The sequence below is a fragment of the Actinoallomurus sp. CA-142502 genome, from assembly GCF_050936355.1.
GTDB lineage: Bacteria > Actinomycetota > Actinomycetes > Streptosporangiales > Streptosporangiaceae > Actinoallomurus > Actinoallomurus iriomotensis.
This window is the reverse complement of record NZ_JBNJMY010000001.1, coordinates 6,016,585-6,034,471: the sequence shown is the minus strand read 5'-3', so window position 1 is coordinate 6,034,471 and position 17,887 is coordinate 6,016,585. Positions and strand designations below refer to the sequence as shown.

The 17,887-nt window shown below is 70.8% G+C and carries 15 protein-coding genes; 4 read left to right on the top strand and 11 right to left on the bottom strand.

Annotation, left to right across the window (positions count from 1 at the left end):
• Positions 1 to 91: 91 nt before the first annotated feature.
• The 6 genes from ACQEV1_RS28755 to ACQEV1_RS28730 all read right to left on the bottom strand — a co-directional run bounded on the left by ACQEV1_RS28755 (position 92) and on the right by ACQEV1_RS28730 (position 6,582).
• Positions 92 to 2,563: a discoidin domain-containing protein gene (locus tag ACQEV1_RS28755; RefSeq protein WP_433397460.1), complete on the bottom strand. Its 2,472-nt coding sequence runs from the start codon at positions 2,561 to 2,563 to the stop codon at positions 92 to 94.
• 104 nt (positions 2,564 to 2,667) lie between these two features.
• Positions 2,668 to 3,075, bottom strand: coding sequence for a TIGR03618 family F420-dependent PPOX class oxidoreductase (locus ACQEV1_RS28750; protein WP_285578445.1), 408 nt, complete (start codon positions 3,073 to 3,075; stop codon positions 2,668 to 2,670).
• Between the two features lie 77 nt (positions 3,076 to 3,152).
• Complete coding sequence (locus ACQEV1_RS28745) at positions 3,153 to 3,953, bottom strand: DUF4253 domain-containing protein (RefSeq protein WP_433397458.1); 801 nt, start codon at positions 3,951 to 3,953, stop codon at positions 3,153 to 3,155.
• Positions 3,954 to 4,069: 116 nt separating this feature from the next.
• Positions 4,070 to 4,903 carry an SGNH/GDSL hydrolase family protein gene (locus ACQEV1_RS28740; RefSeq protein WP_433397456.1) on the bottom strand — a complete coding sequence of 278 codons (834 nt, stop codon included), beginning with the start codon at positions 4,901 to 4,903 and terminating at the stop codon, positions 4,070 to 4,072.
• A gap of 140 nt (positions 4,904 to 5,043) precedes the next feature.
• Entirely contained in the window at positions 5,044 to 6,024 is a 981-nt protein-coding gene (locus ACQEV1_RS28735) for an alpha/beta hydrolase (RefSeq protein ID WP_285634415.1), read from the bottom strand.
• A gap of 300 nt (positions 6,025 to 6,324) precedes the next feature.
• Positions 6,325 to 6,582: a hypothetical protein gene (locus tag ACQEV1_RS28730; RefSeq protein ID WP_285634413.1), complete on the bottom strand. Its 258-nt coding sequence runs from the start codon at positions 6,580 to 6,582 to the stop codon at positions 6,325 to 6,327.
• 631 nt (positions 6,583 to 7,213) lie between these two features.
• Between ACQEV1_RS28730 and ACQEV1_RS28725 the strand changes: the two genes are divergently transcribed.
• The 3 genes from ACQEV1_RS28725 (at position 7,214) to ACQEV1_RS28715 (ending at position 9,982) form a co-directional block, all read left to right on the top strand.
• Positions 7,214 to 8,434, top strand: a complete 1,221-nt coding sequence (locus ACQEV1_RS28725) for an IS256 family transposase (protein ID WP_433405990.1) — start codon at positions 7,214 to 7,216, stop codon at positions 8,432 to 8,434.
• Positions 8,435 to 8,564: 130 nt separating this feature from the next.
• Positions 8,565 to 8,849, top strand: a complete 285-nt coding sequence (locus ACQEV1_RS28720; protein WP_433397453.1) for a hypothetical protein — start codon at positions 8,565 to 8,567, stop codon at positions 8,847 to 8,849.
• Positions 8,850 to 9,373: 524 nt separating this feature from the next.
• Positions 9,374 to 9,982, top strand: a complete 609-nt coding sequence (locus ACQEV1_RS28715; RefSeq protein WP_433397451.1) for a TetR family transcriptional regulator — start codon at positions 9,374 to 9,376, stop codon at positions 9,980 to 9,982.
• Positions 9,983 to 10,040: 58 nt separating this feature from the next.
• On the opposite strand, the gene mctP is transcribed toward ACQEV1_RS28715, so the two are convergent.
• Positions 10,041 to 11,666: a monocarboxylate uptake permease MctP gene (gene mctP, locus ACQEV1_RS28710; RefSeq protein WP_433397449.1), complete on the bottom strand. Its 1,626-nt coding sequence runs from the start codon at positions 11,664 to 11,666 to the stop codon at positions 10,041 to 10,043.
• Between the two features lie 3 nt (positions 11,667 to 11,669).
• A complete protein-coding gene (locus ACQEV1_RS28705) occupies positions 11,670 to 11,945 on the bottom strand; it encodes a DUF3311 domain-containing protein (RefSeq protein ID WP_285634406.1) in 276 nt (91 codons plus the stop codon).
• A 336-nt stretch (positions 11,946 to 12,281) separates the two neighbouring features.
• Between ACQEV1_RS28705 and ACQEV1_RS28700 the strand changes: the two genes are divergently transcribed.
• A complete protein-coding gene (locus tag ACQEV1_RS28700; protein WP_433397447.1) occupies positions 12,282 to 14,438 on the top strand; it encodes an anthranilate synthase component I in 2,157 nt (718 codons plus the stop codon).
• 28 nt (positions 14,439 to 14,466) lie between these two features.
• Here the strand turns inward: ACQEV1_RS28700 and ACQEV1_RS28695 are convergent, their stop codons facing one another.
• From ACQEV1_RS28695 to ACQEV1_RS28685, 3 genes are all read right to left on the bottom strand, one after another.
• Positions 14,467 to 15,186 (bottom strand): hypothetical protein, encoded by a 720-nt coding sequence (locus ACQEV1_RS28695; RefSeq protein ID WP_433397445.1) that lies wholly within the window; start codon positions 15,184 to 15,186, stop codon positions 14,467 to 14,469.
• Between the two features lie 128 nt (positions 15,187 to 15,314).
• A complete protein-coding gene (locus ACQEV1_RS28690; RefSeq protein WP_433397443.1) occupies positions 15,315 to 17,342 on the bottom strand; it encodes a molybdopterin-containing oxidoreductase family protein in 2,028 nt (675 codons plus the stop codon).
• Complete coding sequence (locus ACQEV1_RS28685; protein ID WP_285634387.1) at positions 17,339 to 17,842, bottom strand: hypothetical protein; 504 nt, start codon at positions 17,840 to 17,842, stop codon at positions 17,339 to 17,341. The genes ACQEV1_RS28690 and ACQEV1_RS28685 overlap by 4 nt, the downstream gene beginning before the upstream one ends.
• Positions 17,843 to 17,887 lie beyond the last annotated feature (45 nt).

Sequence of the window (17,887 nt, the reverse complement as noted above, 5' to 3'; positions counted from 1 at the left end):
TGGAGACCGGTCGAGATTCCCACAGAAAGCATCGTAATCGGGCGTGCCTCCACCTGGAGCCATGCGTGTCCGGCCGAAGGCGGGCCGGCTCCTACATCGCCGGGACCCCGATCTGGATCTCGGCGGCGGAGGCGTACCCGCCGCCCGCCTCAACGGCCGTGAGCCGGACGTAGCGGGCCTCGACGTCCGGCAGGGTGATCGACTTGCGGGTCGCGTCGAGCGGCCAGGTGCCGGTCGCCACCCGCGTGTAGGTCACTCCGTCGACGCTGGTGGCCAGCTCGTACCGGGTGATCACGCCGTTGTGGTTGCCGTCCTCACGCGGCTGGTAGGTGACCTGGGAGATCCGCCGCGTACGGCCGGTGTCCACGGTCACCGCCTGGGGGAGGGCGGCGCGCGGGCTCCACTCGCTGTGCCACATCGACTCGACGCTGCCGTCGACCGCCTTGCGCGGCTCGTAGCCGTGATGGAACCCGGTCCCCGTCGCGCTGAGCCACTGCCCGGGCAGATAACGGACGTCTCCGGTCGGTGCCACGGGCGTCACCGCCAGGTCGTCGAACTCCGCGTGCCGCCATGGCGCGACCGCCAGCCCGGTCTGCCCCGACGCGTGCGTCGACGAGACGACCTGGGCCAGCCGCCGGCCGTCGAGGTACGCGGTCACCTGGTCGCCGGAGAAGCGGAGCCGCAGCCGGTGCCACGTGGCCGCGCCGACCGGCGTACGGCCCGCCGCCAGCGTCCGGCGCTGGACCGGGCGCCGGCTCTGGGCCTCGACGCCCGCGCAGGCAGGGTCGCTGGGCACGCAGAGCCTGGAGTCCTGTCCCTGGAGGTTCTCGTCGTAGAGCTGCCAGTCGCCGCTGCCCGACACGCGCAGGTGGATGCCGGAGACGGCGTCCGCCCACTGCCCGTCGACCCGGCCCAGCAGCTCGACCCAGCCCTCGCCGTCGCCGTCGAGGCGGGCGTCCACCCCCGCCTCGTAGTCGCGCCAGGACCTCAGGTCCCCGACGACGGTCACCGGCCGCCGGAGCCAGCCGTTCCACCACACCGGCTGCTCATCGATGACCTGGCGCAGGCAGCGCCCGGGCCGCCCGTCACAGGGCGCGACCTCGAACGCGCCGTCGAGGTCGGAGACGTAGCGGGGCGCCGACCCGAGGGCGGTGGAGCCGAAGCCGTCGCGGTAGGGCAGCCGCAGCGGTGCCGGCGGCGGTGAGACGGCCCGGCCCCTGCCCTGCCCTCGCGTCGTCGTCAGCGTGTAGACGTGCCCCGGAGCGAGCGTGAGCGTGTCTCCGGGCCGTACGGTCCCCTCGCGTACGAACCACCGCCGTGAGTCGCCGGAGGACAGGTCCGAGGACCACACGGCCGCCGGGCCGTCCGGCAGGCCGCCGCCGACCGTGAACCGCAGCCGCTGCGGCGCGGTCGCGTCGATGGTCTCGGCGATCATGCTGTAGTCGCGGGAGTCCGGGGAGCGCAGCGCCACGTAGCTGCCGCCGCCGTCGAGGTAGCCCTTGGCGGAGTCGACGTAGCGCCAGCCCGGTTCGGTGAACTGGGTCGTGTGCGCGACGGCCCACAGGCTCGGGCCCGCGACGTACGCGCCGGACCACGGCTCGTTCGCGCCCATCAGACCGGACGCCTGGAAGGGCATCGTGTCGTACCAGGAGGCGATCAGCGCCCAGTTGATCGTCGAGGTCATCGCACCGTCGATGTAGGGCCGCGAGAGCGCGCGGGCCAGCGGCGCGGCGCCCGAGTCGTACGGCAGCGACCCCTGTTCGCTGGCGTGCAGCGGCTTGCCGAGGGCCTGCGCCGCCGCCGGGCTCGGGCACTGCAGGTAGTCGGTGAGGTACCCGCAGACGTAGTGCTGCCCGACGACGTCGACGGCGGCGGCGAAGGCGGGGTTCGCGGCCATCGGCTGGAGCACGTCCCAGTTGAAACTGTCGTCGGCGACCACCTTGACGTCGCCGTACCCGTGCTCGCGCAGCGCCTGGTGGAGCCGTACGAACCAGTCGCCGTCGGAGTAGCCCTCGTTCCAGCCGCCGAGGTAGTCGATGCGCAGGTGGTGCCGTGCGGCGCAGCCGAGCCAGGAGAGCAGGTAGTCGATGTTCCGGTCCGTCCACACGGTCGGGCGCGCCGCGTCGCTGCCGGTCCAGCCGGGCGCGCCCCACTGCAGCGCGGACAGCCTGATGCCGGGGTTGCGGGCCTTGGCCTGCTCCATGAGCCACCACTCGTAGCCGCGGTCGCAGTTCAGGTCCGACGGGGTGCGCATGTGGCTCGGCTCGGCGCCGTCGGTGGAGTTGGTGTCGCCGCCGATCTCCACCTTCAGGATCTGCAGCGCCGCCCCGTAGCCGGGCTTGAACAGGTAGTCGAGTATCCGGCTGCGCTGCGGCTCCGGATAGTCGACGAGCAGCCGGGACGAGGCGCCGGCGCTGAGCGCGCCCACGCCGTCGAAGACCCGCCCGCCCGAGGCGCCGTCGATCGTCACCTGGGGCGGTGCGGCGGCACGTGCGGGGGAGGCCAGGGCCAGCAGGGGCAGCAGGCCGAGGACGAGCAGGAGCCAGCGGGGGCGCGCGCGCATGTCGTCTCCTCACGGACAACGCAACGCACCACCGATTTTCACGTCCGTCACCGGACGTCAACAGATCTGTCCGGAACCGGCAGCCCGCCGGTCCGCGCGTTTCGTCAGCCGCCGGGCGTGAAAAGCACGTGCTCCGGACGCACCCGTACGGTGATCCGCCGCTCGTCGGCGGACCGGTACGGGTAGCGGTCGACGCCGAGGTACTTGTGCGCCAGCCGGTCGATCACGTCGTCGGCGCCCTCCTCTTCGAGCCGGGCCCGCCCGGAGACGCTGACGGTGCGGAAGGCGTCGTTCGGGTCGACCATGCTCACCGACACCCGGGGGTCGGCGCGCAGGTAACGCTCCTTGGCCCGCCCGACGGCGGTGTTGAAGATGACGTCGTCGCCGTCGACGTCGACCCACACGACCGTGTTGTGCAGGGATCCGTCGGGGCGCACGACCGTCGCCCACCCGGGAAAGGCCTCGGCCAGCAGCGCCTTGGCGTCATCGGTCATTCCGGCCATCGCGGCCATGGAGTCGTCTCCCGTCTTCGGCGACGGCGTGTGACATCGCCGTCTCTTCACGTGACGGAACCGAGTCTGACGGCCGATCACTCCCAGCGGAACGACCAGACCCGCGCGTCGCGGATCTGCTCGGCGTGCCCGGCCAGCGTCCCCGGCCCCTGGACGATGGCCTCGGGGCAGAACGTCGCGTGCTCGGCGGCCACCCGCAGGGCGTGCCGGAAGGTGACGGGCGGTGCGGCGACGCTGAGTTCGAGGGTGTCGAAGCCGAGGCCGACGACCCGTACGCCGAACCGGTCCTCCCAGCCCCGTACGACCGCCGACAGCGGCGCGGTGAACGCGTTGTGGTGGCGCGCGCCCTGCCAGCCGACGGCGGCCAGCACGTCGGCGCCGCGCCCGGCCGGGACGAGGCCGAGGGGGCGCCCGGCGAGCCACGCGGCGAGGCGCTCGGCGGCCGCGCCGGGATCCTCACGCGGATGCCCCGCCGGGGCGAGGCCGGGGGAGTAGCGGCCGAACGGCGTCAGGTCGATCGGCGGCTCGTGCCACTCCGCCCACACCTCGGCCACGAACGCGGCGGGGTCGTAGGTGTCGATCTCGGCCACCGGCTCGGGCGCGATCTGCCCGGCCGACCAGGGCTGGGCGGAGTCGTCCAGGAGCAGCGGCCACAGGCCGGTCTCGGCGTGCGCCGCGTGGAACCGGGCCCACAGGCCGGGCGGCGCGGGTCCGTCCGTCATCCAGAGCGCCGGCCCCGCCACCCCTTGATGCTGGGGGAAGCTCGGGTCGGGCCACACCGGATATCCGGGCGGGAGTGTCACGGAGAGTGACGGGTCCAGGGCGTGATCGGAGAACAGATCGTCTACGCCTGCCGTCAGCGGTTCGAGATCGTCCATCGCATCGCTCCGGCACCGGGCCTCCCGGCGCTGCGGGAGATCGTAATGCGACCGGGCCGCCCATGTGCGGGCGGCCCGGTCAAAGTGTGATTTCGGTTGCGGATGCGCCCGAGGCGTCAGCTGTCCTTCGCGTGCGACTTGGCCAGCGCGGAGCCGGCCCCGGAGGTGAATACCGGCAGGTAGCCGGACGCGTGACCGGTGGCCGTCGGGTGGTAGGAGTCGCTGATGTCGGTGAAGTCGACGGCGTGCAGCCAGCCGTCGCCGGAGCACAGCTCGTGCCCGGAGAACTGACCGCGTACGTCGGCGAAGGTGAACCCGGCATTCGAGGTCGCGGTGCCGATCACGCCGTCGAGCACGTCGGCGGCCTGGTTGAGCGCCACGTGCTTGGTGTGGCTCAGCCCGACACAGAACGTGTCGTTGCTGGTGTACAGGTGCGGGTAGTCGAGCACGACGAAGCGCGCGGAGGGAGCGCGGTTCCGCATCGTGCTGAACAGGTTGTTGAGGTTGCCCGGCAGCGTGTTCCTCGCGTAGCTCTCGGCGGAGGCGACGGCGTTCAGGCAGTCCTGGTCGCTGCCCAGAACGCACGTCTGCATGGTGCTGGCGAAGCCCGCGTCATTGCCGCCGATCGAGATGCTCGCGAGCGTCGTGCTGGAGCTCAGGGCGCTGATCTGGTTGTTCAGCACGTCGCCGGTCTTGGCGCCGGAACAGGCGACGAACTTGAACGACGCGGGGGAGTGTGAGGACGCCCACAGGGCGGCGTAGGCCTTGCTGCTGCGCTGGCAGCCGCTGTCCAGGTCGTAGGACCCGGTGCCGGTGCCGGAGGAGTAGGAGTCGCCGAGGGCGACGTAGTTGGTGGACGACGCGAACGCCGGCGAGGTGGCGGCGGTGACGGCGGCGGCCGCGAGGGACACGGCGCAGGCGGTCGAGGCGACGAGGCGGGGGAATTTCATCGGCTCTCCAAGGCGGGACTGACGCTCGCCTTACTCAAGCACCGTTTCCGCCCTTTGGGGAGAAGCCGAAATCGGCCGATTTATGGATGGTTTCGCCATTGACAAATATGAACGGTACGTGTCAGATAACTGACGGTTACTTACGCGAGTGTGACCTGCGGACCGCGTCCGAGGGCGATGAGCGCCAGGTTCCGCAATGACGGCGAACCGGGCCGCAGATAGTCGCTGTGCCCTCCGGAGCCGGCCGCGAACACGCGGGCGCCGAAACCCGGGGAGACCGGGTCGGTGCCGAAGCCGAGCCCGAGCACATGGACGTGCGGCACGAACTGCATCCAGTCGCCCGACCCGCGCGCGGCCCAGACGTGCGCGCGCGTGCCGAGCGCGGCCACGGTCGCCGCCCGCATCCCCGGGCTGCCGAACGCCGCGACGTCGGTCACGGGCAGGCCCCGCAGGGCCTCGCCGCACACCACCGAGCCGTAGCTGTGGCACAGCAGCGTCGTGCCGGCCCGGGGATTGAGCCGGTGCAGGGCGCGGACCAGCCGCCGCAGCCGCGGGGCGCCGGCGTCGGCGCGCACGTCGGTCATGACGCCGGCGCTCGTCACCTTCGGCGGGCTGTAACCGAGCCAGGCGACGACCGCCAGGCCCGGATGCGGGTCGAGCGCCGTCGCCTCGGTGAGCAGGGCGCGCGCGCCGCCCCCGGGCGTGGAGTACGGCCGGTCTCCGCGCGTGTCGAACGTGGACAGCGTGGTGTCGGCGCCGGGCACGAAGATCGCCACTCGCCGGGCGTGTGCCAGATCGCCGACGACCTCCACGGCCTGCCCGGTGCCGCGGGGGTCGAAGGACAGGAACTGCCGGCCGGGCGTCAGGAGACGGCTCAGCGACCGGGCCCGCTCACCGTCCTGGATGCGTCGCGCCGTCCTCAGCGCCTGTCCGACGGCGCGCCGGTTCGCCTTGTACCGCGCGGCGAGCGTGGACACCGAGATGGCGGGCAGCGCGCCGGGCCGGGCGTACAGGTCGACGCGGGACGCGCCCAGCGTCGTCACCCAGACGGCGATGATGACGGCCACGGCCGCCAGGCACCTTCCCAGGACGCGGGAGCGGGGAAGGCGCGGCGTGGCCATACGGAACATCCTCCGGGTGTCGGGTGCTGGGGAACGGGAGCCGGGCCGCGTCACCGGAGCGGACCGGCCACGGCCGGCGCGACCGCCCCCGAGCCGCCGAACATGTCGCCGGCAGGTGGGCTCTGGCCGCCGTACGAAGTGAGACGGGCGTCCGGAGCGTTTTGTTCCGGCCGGCCGCCGCCCGATCCTAAAGGTTGTTCTCACCACGCCGGACCGGAGAAACACCCTTCGCGACGGCCGCGGGTCGGGCCTCTTCACGCTGTCCTGTAAACCTCTAGGAACCGGAAGACCTCACGGCCCTCAGTCGAAGACTTCCTTCACCGCCAGCACCGACGAGAGCGGACCCTTCACGATCACCGGAGCGGCACCCACCTCGCGGGAGCCGTCCTGGAACGAGAACATCGCCACCTCGCCGCCTTGCGGGATAGCAGGTTCGATGTTGTCTAGCCAAGGGGCCGTCGTCGACACGACCCGGAACGTGCCTTCCTCGACCTCATGCCAACCGCTGGCGAGAAGAACCTCAGTGACGGCGCCGACCGTGATCCCATCTACGTCCATGGCTCGACCTTCTACTACCGCCCGCGTCAGTGTCCACTAGCGGTACTGGACCCGCAGCCAACACGGGAAACACCACCGGCTTGTGCACCCCGACCTCGTCACACCGACCGCTGCCCGAACATGAGATCAGGGTCCTTGCCCTTCTCGCATAACACGAGTTCGACCATGACCGCCATCCCCCTCTAACAGTCGAAACGACCGGGTCGGCGCACGGTTATGGGAGCGCCACGAACTTCGCGCCCAACCGCCTCAGTCTCTCCGCGGCCGCCCGCTCGTCCATCCCCACCAGCCGCAGACCGCGTCCCCGCGCCTAGGGCATCCCGCCCACCACACGCCCGTCACGGACCACGATGCCGAACGTAGTGCGGGGGGAGAGACACCCAGACGACGCGGTCAGCCTGCGTGACCGGCTTCGCCGCTCAGGCTGGCCAAGATGTACGGCGGGCTCGAGCTGAGATTCTCTAATCTCGACTTTCCTCTCCGGGCTTGCTCAGTGTCTCTGGCAGCCGGACTGTCTGAAAGATCGTGGGCGGGCTGGTGATCCGGCAGGCTGGAGCTGACGCTCTGGCCGGGAAGGATCACTGTGACCGACGCTGAAGAAACGATCGGGCAGGCACCGGCGGCTGCTGGGTTGGATGTCCAGTTGGCCGCCGAGCTGATCGAGCGGGCCAAGGCCCAGGGAGTGTCGCTGGTCGGCCCGGACGGGTTGCTGGCCGGGATCACCAAGACGGTGCTGCAGGCCGCCCTGGACGCGGAGATGACCGAACATCTCGGCTATGAAAAGGGCGAACGCCCGGCTCAGCCGGGCGGGAATCATCGCAATGGCCGCTCGCCCAAGAGGGTCCTGACCGAGGTCGGTGCCGTTCCGTTGCAGGTCCCGCGTGACCGGGCCGGTGAGTTCGAACCCAAGATCGTGCCCAAGCACGCCCGCCGCATCGAAGGCTTCGACGAAGCCATCGTCAGTCTTTATGCCAAGGGCCTGACCACCGGAGAGATCCGCGCCCATCTGGCGGAGATCTATGACGTGGATGTCTCGCGTGACCTGATCTCCCGGGTGACCGACCGGGTCACCGAGGAACTGGCGACCTGGCAATCCCGCCCCCTCGACGCCGTCTACCCGGTCGTGCTCATCGACGCGATCCACGTGAAGATCCGCGATGGCCAGGTGACCAACCGCCCGATCTACGTCGCCGTGGGCATCAACTGCCACGGTGAACGCGACGTGCTCGGCCTGTGGGTGGGCACCGGAGGGGAAGGCGCCAAGCACTGGATGAATGTGCTGGCCGAGCTGAAGAACCGCGGCGTGGGCGATGTGTGCATCGCCTGCTGCGACGGCCTCAAAGGCCTGCCGGAGGCGATCAACCAGATCTGGCCCCAGGCCACCGTCCAACAATGCGTGGTTCACCTGGTGCGCTCGTCGCTGCGTTATGCCGCCAAAGGCCACTGGAGCCAGATCACCAAGCACCTGCGCGAGATCTACACCGCTCCCACCGTCGATGCCGCCGAGGCACGCTTCGCCGACTTCGAACAGACGTGGGGCGCCAGGTATCCCGCGATCATCCGCCTGTGGCGCTCGGCCTGGGAACAGTTCACCCCGTTCCTGGCCTTCCCGCCCGAAATCCGCAAGGTCATCTACACCACCAACGCCATCGAGAGCCTGAACGCCCGGTTCCGCCAGGCCACCCGCCGGCGCGGGCACTTCCCGACCGACCAATCCGCACTCAAGGTGCTCTACCTGGTCATCCGCAGCCCGCAGAAAAATCGGGCTAACGTGACCGGCAAGACACCGGGGTGGAAGGCAGCGCTGAACGCACTGTCGCTCTACTACGGCGACCGCATCACCCTCCACTAGAAGAAGTGATCACCGGCCCGCCCACAAAGATCCGGACAGTCCCAAGACCGCCGAAGAGATCCTCGACTCCCTCGCCCGATATCTGCAACGAATTTCAGGCGCAGGACACTAGTGCGAAGACAGGGATGGTTTGGGCGCCGGTGCTGGCGAGGGCTTCGGTCATTGCCATGAGCGCATCCTCGGCGGGCTGATGCCGGCGGCGGGGGCATCTGGCCGTTCCTGGCCTGACGTGGACCTGTGCCGGGCCGCGGCGGAGGCGCACGATGCCGGCATGGCGAAGGCGCGGAAGCAGGTGCCGCAGTTCGTGAAAGACCGGATCGCCCGCCAAGCGACGCGCGAGAGCAACGAACAGCGGCATGGCGAGCGTGACTTGGTACCCATCATCGGTAGTTCCGGTCTCAAGCCGTTTCGCTAAGGAACTCGTAGTGATGAGTCGAAGGGAGCGCGGGCTATGTCGTCAGCGGTTGGTATGACCAGGAGCCTTTCACGAGAAGTGTCGCCATCGGGATCTGCCCGTAGATCCATGCTTCCGGCTTGCGAGGAGGGTCTCTATGGGGCCTGGCGGCGCATGGTCGGAGATCACTGTCGTCCGAGGCTCATTGTGGCCGTCCCCGGCCGCTCCTGATCGACCTGTGGGTACGCCGTGTCATACGTCGCTGGACGGCGAAAGCGATCGCGCGAGGCCTCGCTGTGGTCACCTTGCGCTCTCCTGGACGTCGCTGACGCGATCCGAGAGGCGTCTCGCAAGGAGTGACATGCATTACGCCCCTACGGGACTCGTGATCCAGCGAACCTTGATGCCGGGGTGCTCCTCCGGCGCGTACGGTGACGTTCCCCGCCCGGGCCGCGTGGATGCGGCCGGCGTCACACCGGTCCCGCGGCGAGCGGCCGCGCCGCGGTGGTTACGCTCGTCGGATGGACGGCGGCCGGGGAGGCGAGATGGAGACGAAGACCGGGGCGAGGCCGCTGACCGGGCGTGACCCACGCCGCCGCCGGGCCCTGCTCGACGCCGCCGACCGCATCATCCTCCGCGAGGGACCCGACGTGTCCATGGCCTCGATCGCGGCCGAGGCGGGCATCAGCAAGCCGATCCTGTACCGCCACTTCGGCGACAAGAGCGGGCTCTACCAGGCCCTCGCCGAGCGCCATGTCCGCGTCCTGATCGACGCCGTGCGCACCGCGTTCCGCGCCCCGGGCGAACTCCGCGAGCGGGCGCGGGCGGCGATCGACACCTACCTCGCGACCATCGCCGCCAACCGTCACCTGTACGGCTTCCTCGTCCACCGCGCCGGCGCGGAGGACACCGCGACGCACAGCGTGATGGGCACGCTCATCCGCGGCCTGGGCGGCGAACTCGCCGAGATGCTGCTCGCCGAGGGCCGCCTGCGCGACCCGGTCCGCGGCCACATCTGGGGCCACGCCGTGGTGGGAATGGTCCAGGCCGCCGGAGAGTGGTGGCTGGAGCACGCGACCGTCCCCCGCGCCACCGTCGTGGACGGCATCGTGGACCTGCTCCTCGACGGCTTCCCGGCCCCCGGCCGCCCCTGACCCCGGCCGTCGTCGAAGCGGCGGCCCGGCGGGAGATCGCCGGGCCGCCGCTGTCCGCTCAGGTGGCGAGGCCCTCCTCGACCTCGCGGGTTCCCTGGACGACCTTCGGGTCGCCCTTGTCGGCGACGTAGTCGTCGGCGCGGGTGATGTCGACGCCGTCGGCGGTGCGCAGGGCCCGCAGCAGCACCGTCGCCAGCACCGCGACGATCAGGTTGATCGCCAGGGCGATCGCGCCGACGTACACCGTCATCTTGGTGTCGATGCCGATGTCGCTCAGCGGGTAGGCCGAGCCGCCGAAGTGCAGCTTCTTGGTGGCCGGGTTGGGGATGCGGTAGAGCATCCACATGCCCGCCGCCATGCCGGCCACCCAGCCCGCGATCAGGCCGCCGCGGTGGAACCAGCGGGTGACCAGGCCGAGCGCGACCGAGGGCAGGGTCTGCAGGATGATGACGCCGCCGATCAGCTGCAGGTCGATGGAGAACTGCGGGTCCAGCAGCAGGATGGCCAGCACCGCGCCGATCTTGACGACGAGGGAGGCGAGCTTGCTGACCGTGGCCTCCTCCGACGGGGTCGCGTCCCGCCGGAAGTACTCCTTGTAGATGTTGCGCGTGAACAGGTTCGCCGCGGCGATCGACATGATCGCGGCGGGCACCAGCGCGCCGATGCCGATCGCGGCGTACGCCACGCCGGTGAACCAGCTCGGGAAGACGTGGTCGAACAGCAGCGGCACCACCGTGTTGCCGTCCGGCTTGCCGTTGCCCCCGGCGACCGGCTTGATGCCGCCGGCGATCGCCATGAAGCCGAGCAGCGCGATCAGGCCGAGCAGGAAGCTGTACGCCGGCAGGGCCGCCATGTTCCGCTTGATGACGTTGCGGTTCTTGCTGGCCAGCACGCCGGTGACGCTGTGCGGGTACAGGAACAGCGCGAGGGCGGAGCCGAGCGCCAGCATGGCGTAGTTCAGCTGGTTGTTGTGGTTCAGCAGGGTCCCGTCCGTCGGGGCGGGCGTCTTGTCGAACTTGGCCTGCGCCGCGCCGAAGATGTGGCTCCAGCCGCCCAGCTTGTGCGGGATGTAGAAGATCGCCACGAGGATCACGACGTAGATCAGCAGGTCCTTGACGAACGCGATCAGCGCCGGCGCTCGCAGGCCCGACTGGTAGGTGTACGCCGCGAGGATGGCGAACGCGATGATCAGCGGCCAGTGGCCCTTCACGCCCATCGCCTCCAGCGTCGCCTGGATGCCGACAAGCTGCAGGGCGATGTAGGGCATGGTCGCGACGATGCCGGTGATCGCGACGAGCAGCGCGAGCGTCGAGGACCCGAACCGGGCCCGTACGAAGTCGGCCGGCGTGACGAAGCCGTGGACGTGCGAGACCGACCAGAGCCGGATCAGCACGAGGAACACCAGCGGGTACACGACGATCGTGTACGGCACGGCGTAGAAGCCGGCCGCGCCGGCGCCGAACACCAGCGCGGGCACCGCGACGAAGGTGTAGGCGGTGTACAGGTCGCCGCCGACGAGGAACCAGGTGATCCACGAGCCGAAGCTGCGGCCGCCCAGGCCCCACTCGTCCAGGCTCTGCATGGTGGTGGGCCGCCGCCAGCGGGCGGCGACGAAGCCCATCGCGCTGACGATCAGGAAGAGGACGATGAAGATGACGAGTTCGGTGGTGTGCCTGCCGGACATCGGTCAGTCCTCCTTCGTCTCGGCCGCGGAGGACGCGGAGGACGCGGAGACGTCCGCGCCGCCCGACGGGCGTCGCGTCATGAGGTAGACGATCGTCGTGCAGCCGACGCCGAGGACGATGAACGCGAACTGCATCCAGTAGAAGAACGGAAAACCGGCCAGTCGCGGCTTGTCCTTGTTGAAGAGGAACGTCAACAGGGGAACGACGACCGGGAGGATGAGCAGCCAGTTCCAGGGACTGCGGTCACTCCGGCGTGGTCCGGGCTCTGCGTCGGCCAACGGTCCTCCTCGCGTACGTCAATGGGGAGCCGCGCCGGGGTACCTTCCGGGCGGCCGAATCGTCCGCAGAAGATTTAAGGAAGGACGGGTCTCGGTTCGGTCTCGGCTACGCGTCTCTTTGGACGTTTCGTCCCCTCATCTGGGCCGTTGTCCGTGCTCACGGAGCGGACCGGCTGGCGCGCCGCCCCGCTCACGGGGTAATCTCGTGCCATGCGAACCCCGGCCAGGCAGCAGTGGTGGTGGCGCCGCTAGGCGGCGCGGGTTTCGCGTTCTCGGACACCGCAGCGACCGCCCTCGTCCGGCGGTCGTTTCTCGTTTCCGCCGACGAGGGCCTGAATGATCGAAGGGCCGATCGTGGAGACGACGACGGACTATACGACGGCGGGCGGCCTACGGGTCGTCCGTACCGACACGCCCGTTGACCCGGCGCGTAAGAGCGACGCGCTGGACGCGCTGGTCGAGGCGGTGGGCACCCGCCGGGGCGGCGTGCTCAGCTCCGGCATGGAGTACCCCGGCCGGTACAGCCGCTGGCACATGGCCTACGTCGACCCCTGCCTGGAGATCGTCGCGCGCGGACGCCGCCTGACCGTACGGGCCCTCAACGAGCGCGGGGAGGTCCTGCTCCCCGCCGTCTCGTCGGCCGTGGCCAGGACCGGCGAGCCCGCCGAGGTCCCCGGCGGCGTCGAGGTCTTCGTCCCCTCCTCCGACGAGGTCGTCGCCGAGGAGGAGCGCAGCCGCCGGCCCACGGTCTTCACCGCGCTGCGCGCCGTCTGCGACCTGTTCGCCGGGCCCGACCCGCACCTCGGCCTGTACGGCGCGTTCGGCTACGACCTGGCGTTCCAGTTCGAGCCGATCCGCCTCGCCATCGAGCGCCCGGCCGACCAGCGCGACCTCGTCCTCCACCTCGCCGACGAGATGATCGTGGTGGACCGCAAGCGCGAGACCTCGGCGCGGATGTCCTACGACTTCGAGGTCGGCGGCGTCAGCACCCGGGGCCTGCCGCGGCGGACCGAGTCCACGCCGGCGCCGCGGCCGCGTGAGCTCCCGCCGCAGCCCGAGCCCGGCGCGTACGCCGAGGTGGTGCGCGCGGCCAAGGAGAAGTTCGTCCGCGGCGACCTGTTCGAGGTCGTGCCCGGCCACGTCATGTACGGCCCGTGCCCGTCGCCGGCGGCGTTCTTCGAGCGGCTGCGGGTCACCAACCCGGCGCCGTACGAGTTCTTCTTCAACCTGGGCGAGGGCGAGTTCCTCGTCGGTGCCTCGCCGGAGATGTTCGTGCGCGTCACCGGCGACCGGGTCGAGACGTGCCCGATCTCCGGCACCATCCGGCGCGGCGGCGACCCGCTGGAAGACGCCGACAACATCCGTGAACTGCTCAACTCCGCCAAGGACGAGTCGGAGCTGACGATGTGCACCGACGTCGACCGCAACGACAAGTCGCGGGTCTGCGTGCCCGGCAGCGTCAAGGTGATCGGCCGCCGGCAGATCGAGATGTACTCCCGGCTGATCCACACCGTCGACCACATCGAGGGGCGGCTGCGGCCCGGGTACGACGCGCTCGACGCGTTCCTGACGCACATGTGGGCGGTCACGGTGACCGGCGCGCCCAAGACCTGGGCGATGCAGTTCATCGAGGACCACGAGGAGACGCCGCGGCGCTGGTACGGCGGCGCGGTCGGCTGCATCGGGTTCGACGGCTCGATGAACACCGGCCTGACGCTGCGTACCGCGCAGATCCGTGACGGCGTCGCGGCCGTGCGCGCCGGGGCCACCCTGCTGTACGACTCCGACCCCGACGCGGAGGAGCGCGAGACCTACCTCAAGGCGCGTGCCCTGATCGCCGCTCTGTCCCCGGTGGAGGACGCCGAGGGGGAGGCGAAGGCCGGGCGCGCCCAGGCGGGCGAGGGCCTGCGGGTGCTGCTCGTGGACCACCAGGACTCCTTCGTCAACACCCTGGCCGACTACTTCCGCCAGCAGGGCGCCGACGTGACGACGCTGCGGTTCGGCTTCCCCGACAAGATGCTGGACGAGATCCGGCCGGACCTCGTCGTGCTCTCGCCGGGCCCCGGCCGGCCCGCGGACTTCGACACGGCCGGCCTGCTCGACGCCGTCTACGCCCGCGACCTGCCGGTCTTCGGCGTGTGCCTCGGCCTGCAGGGCATGGTCGAGCACGCCGGGGGCGAGCTCTCCCTGCTGCCCGAGCCCGCGCACGGCAAGCCCGGCCGCGTCGCGGTGGACGGCGGCCGCCTGTTCGCCGGCCTGCCCGCGGAGTTCACCGCGGCGCGCTACCACTCGCTGCACACGACGCGGGAGCAGGTCGGAGCGGCATTCGAGGTCACGGCGACGCTGGACGACGTCGTCATGGCGATCGAGGACCCGGCCCGCCGGCGCTGGGCGGTGCAGTTCCACCCCGAGTCGATCCTCACCGCCACCGGCGAGACCGGGCACCGGATCATCACCAACGTGCTGGAGATGTGCCGCGCCGGACGGCGGTGAGCCGTGCGGACCGCCCGGGTGCGGTCTCTCAGAGACCGCACCCGGGCCGGTCCTCCCCGCCGCCGAGGCGGTCGTGGAACTCCTCCAGCAGCGTCCGCAGGTCCGTGGGTGAGAGTCGCGGCGCGGCGCGGTCCAGCCGCTCCTCGCCCGCTCCGGGCAGGTAGACGTCGGTCGCGGCGGCGGCCACCTCGCCCTGCACGATCAGCGTGCTGGTGCCCCGTGCCATCGACGCGGCGTTGTGCACGATCGGGTACGGCTGGTGGTAGTACTCGCCGGCCGCGACCTTCTTGCGCCGCACCTCGCGCAGCCGGGCGGGGCCGGCCAGCCGCAGGACGTACTCCGCGCGGGATCCGGGGGACTCGTAGCGGTAGTGGCTCACGGCGAGCGGGCCGTCCGGATCCTCCTCGTACTCCGACAGCTCCAGCTCGCCGGCGGCGAGGTAGGACACGAAGTCCCAGCGATGGTTGTGGTAGTCGCCGTCCACCCAGGGCTGCCGCTGCCGCCACTCGTGCCACACGAGCTTTCGTCCGGCGGGCGAGACCGCGAGCACCACCTTGGTGAAGTCGTTGTGGTGCCGGTAGCCGTTCGCGGCGCACCAGGCGAGACGGCTCTCGTCCGCCAGGATCGACCGGACGAGCGACCGTACCCCGCCGCCCTCGACGAAGGGCCGGTAGAAGGTCTCGATGTAGCCGGGAGACAGAGGCAGGGCGTCGCCCAGGTCCGTGCATACCGCTTCGCGGGTCGTCATCACGCTCCGATCGACCGATGATCAGTACAGGCCAATACCCGTACGTCGCCTGTCTTGATCGGTTCAGCGATGACGTGTGCCGGTGGCAGGCCGCGGCGGGCAGGATCCACCGGAGATATCAGGAAATATCAGGCAAGATCAACCTCGACACGGTTGTCATGGAAGACCGCGCCGTGGCCCATGTCCGAGTCGCGTTCGTCGATCGTCGCGTTCACCGTGGTACCGCCGGTGAATTTCGCCCATCGACCCTTGGTGGTGGCCGCCACGCCGGGGCGTACGCGGTCCGAGACCTCCGCCGTGGCCTCGAACGCGCCCCGCGCGTTGTGCACGCGGACCGCGACGCCGTCGGCGATGCCCCGCGCGGCGGCGTCGTCCGGATGCAGGACGATCACCGGCCCGCCGGCCCGCCGCCGCAGCTCGGGGTTGTTGCCGAAGGTCGTGTTGAGGAAGTGGTGGGGCGCCGCGGAGATGAGCACGAGGCCCTCGCCGGAGTCGGCGTGCGGCGTGAAGGCGGGCAGCGGGTCCAGCCCCAGGCGGGTGGCGCGCCGGGAGTAGAACTCCAGCCGCCCCGAGGACGTCGGGAAGCCCTCGGCGAACGGCAGGAAGGGCCGGTCGACGTTCAGCCGGACGAACCCCTCCTCCCGCAGCCGCTCCACGGTGACGCCCTCCAGCCAGGGGTGCGGCGAGTCGAGCAGGTCCCGTACGAGCTCCTCGTCGGAGGCGTACAGGCTCGGCTCGGTCAGGCCCATGCGCCGGGCGAGCCGCCGGAACGTCTCGGAGGTGGACAGGCACTCGCCGGGCGGGGCGGCGGCGGGCTCGTTCCAGACCAGGTAGAGATGCCCGTACCCGGCGATGACGTCGAGGTGCTCGGTCTGCATCGTGGCCGGCAGCACGATGTCGGCGTAGTCGGTGGTGTCGGTGGGGAAGTGCTCCAGGACCACGGTGAACAGGTCCTCGCGGGACAGCCCGCGCCGTACCTTGTTCTGGGCGGGGTTGCTGCCGACCGGGTTGGCCGCGATGACGAAGAGCGCCTTCACCGGCGGATCGTCCACCTCGAGCAGCCCTTCGCCGAGCCGGGTCATGGTGAGGCTGCGCACCGGGTGCGGCAGCAGGTCGATCCGCACCAGCTTGGGCAGGTTCAGCTTGAAGTGGCCGCTCGTGGAGTAGCACAGCCCGCCGCCCGGCAGCGCCCAGTCGCCGGTCACGCCGGGCAGGCAGGCGAGCGTGCGCAGCGCCATGCCGCCGCCGGCGTGCCGCTGGAGGCCCTGCGTCGCGCGGATCGCGGTCGGCCGGGTCCGCGCGATGCGTTCGCCGAGCGCGACGATCCGCTCCTCGGGCAGCCCGGTGATCTTGGCGACCAGGTCGGGCGGGAACTCCTCGATGCGGGCGCGGAACTCCTCCCAGCCGAGCGTGTGCGCGTCGATGTAGGCCTGGTCGTGCGCGCCCATGCGCACGATCACGTGCAGCAGGCCGAGGGCGAGCGCGGCGTCGGTGCCCGGCATTGGGGCCAGGTGCTCGTCGGCCTGCTGGGCGGTGCGGGTGCGCACCGGGTCGATGGCCACGACGTACGCCCCGTCGAGGCGGGCGTCCTGCACGGACTTCCAGAAGTGGTGACCGCTGGTCAGCGGGTTGGTGCCCCAGAGCAGGATCAGTTTCGACCGGGCGAAGTCCTCCGGGTCCATGCCGCCGGAGGTGCCCAGGGTGTACTTCAGGCCGGCGCTGCCCGCGGGCGAGCAGATGGTGGGCTCGTGCACCGAGGCGCCGAGCACGTTGAAGAACCGGCGGCCGGCGAAGCCTTCCATCCCCTGGACGTACCCCAGCGAGCCGGTGCCGTGGAACGGCCAGATCGCCTGGCCGTCGTACTCGTGCATGATGTCGCCGAGCCGGCCGGCGATCTCGTCGAGGGCCTCGTCCCAGCCGATCCGCTCGAACCGGCCCTCGCCCTTGCGGCCGACGCGCCGCATCGGGTGCAGGATCCGGTCGGGGGCCGCGGTCTGCTCGAGGTAGCGGTTGACCTTCACGCACAGCGCGCCGCGCGTCACCGGATGGGCGGGGTTGCCGCGCAGCTTCACGGCCGTGCCGTCGTCGTCCACGGTCACCAGCCAGGAGCAGGCGTCCGGGCAGTCGAGCGGGCAGGCTCCGACGGTCGTCTTCACACTTCGCCCTGGAACCGGGCGGCGAGGTAGCCCTCGATGTCGGGCCCGCCGGGCCGGGAGAGCACGTGTTCGAGCCAGGCGCGCCGCTCGAAGTCGGTGACGGCCAGCTCCCACACGCAGCCGATCGCGAGCGTCGGATGCGGCCGCATCGCGCCGAGCCGCGTCGGCAGGGCGGAGTACACCCGCTGGTGGATCTCGTTCTCGCCGGCCCACCAGTCGAACAGGGCGAAGGCGTAGTCCTTCGCGTCGTGGAGGATCACGAAGCCGACGCCGTACCGGTCGCTGTCGTGCGGGTCGCCGCCGCCGTTGTGCACGGCCGGGTGCGGCAGCACCGAGGGCACGAGGGCCTCGCCGACCGTGACGAGCTCGGGCCGGAGCGGGCCCCCGTTCACCGTGATGCCGTAGAACTTCAGCCGCCAGCCGGCCGCCTCATGAACCTTGAGGAAGCTGATGGCCCGTGGTCGGTACGCGCCGGTCCTGGTGATCGTGCTCTCCGTCACAGGCCCTCCTGAGGACAGGTACTCCTCCCTTTATACCTGCCAGGA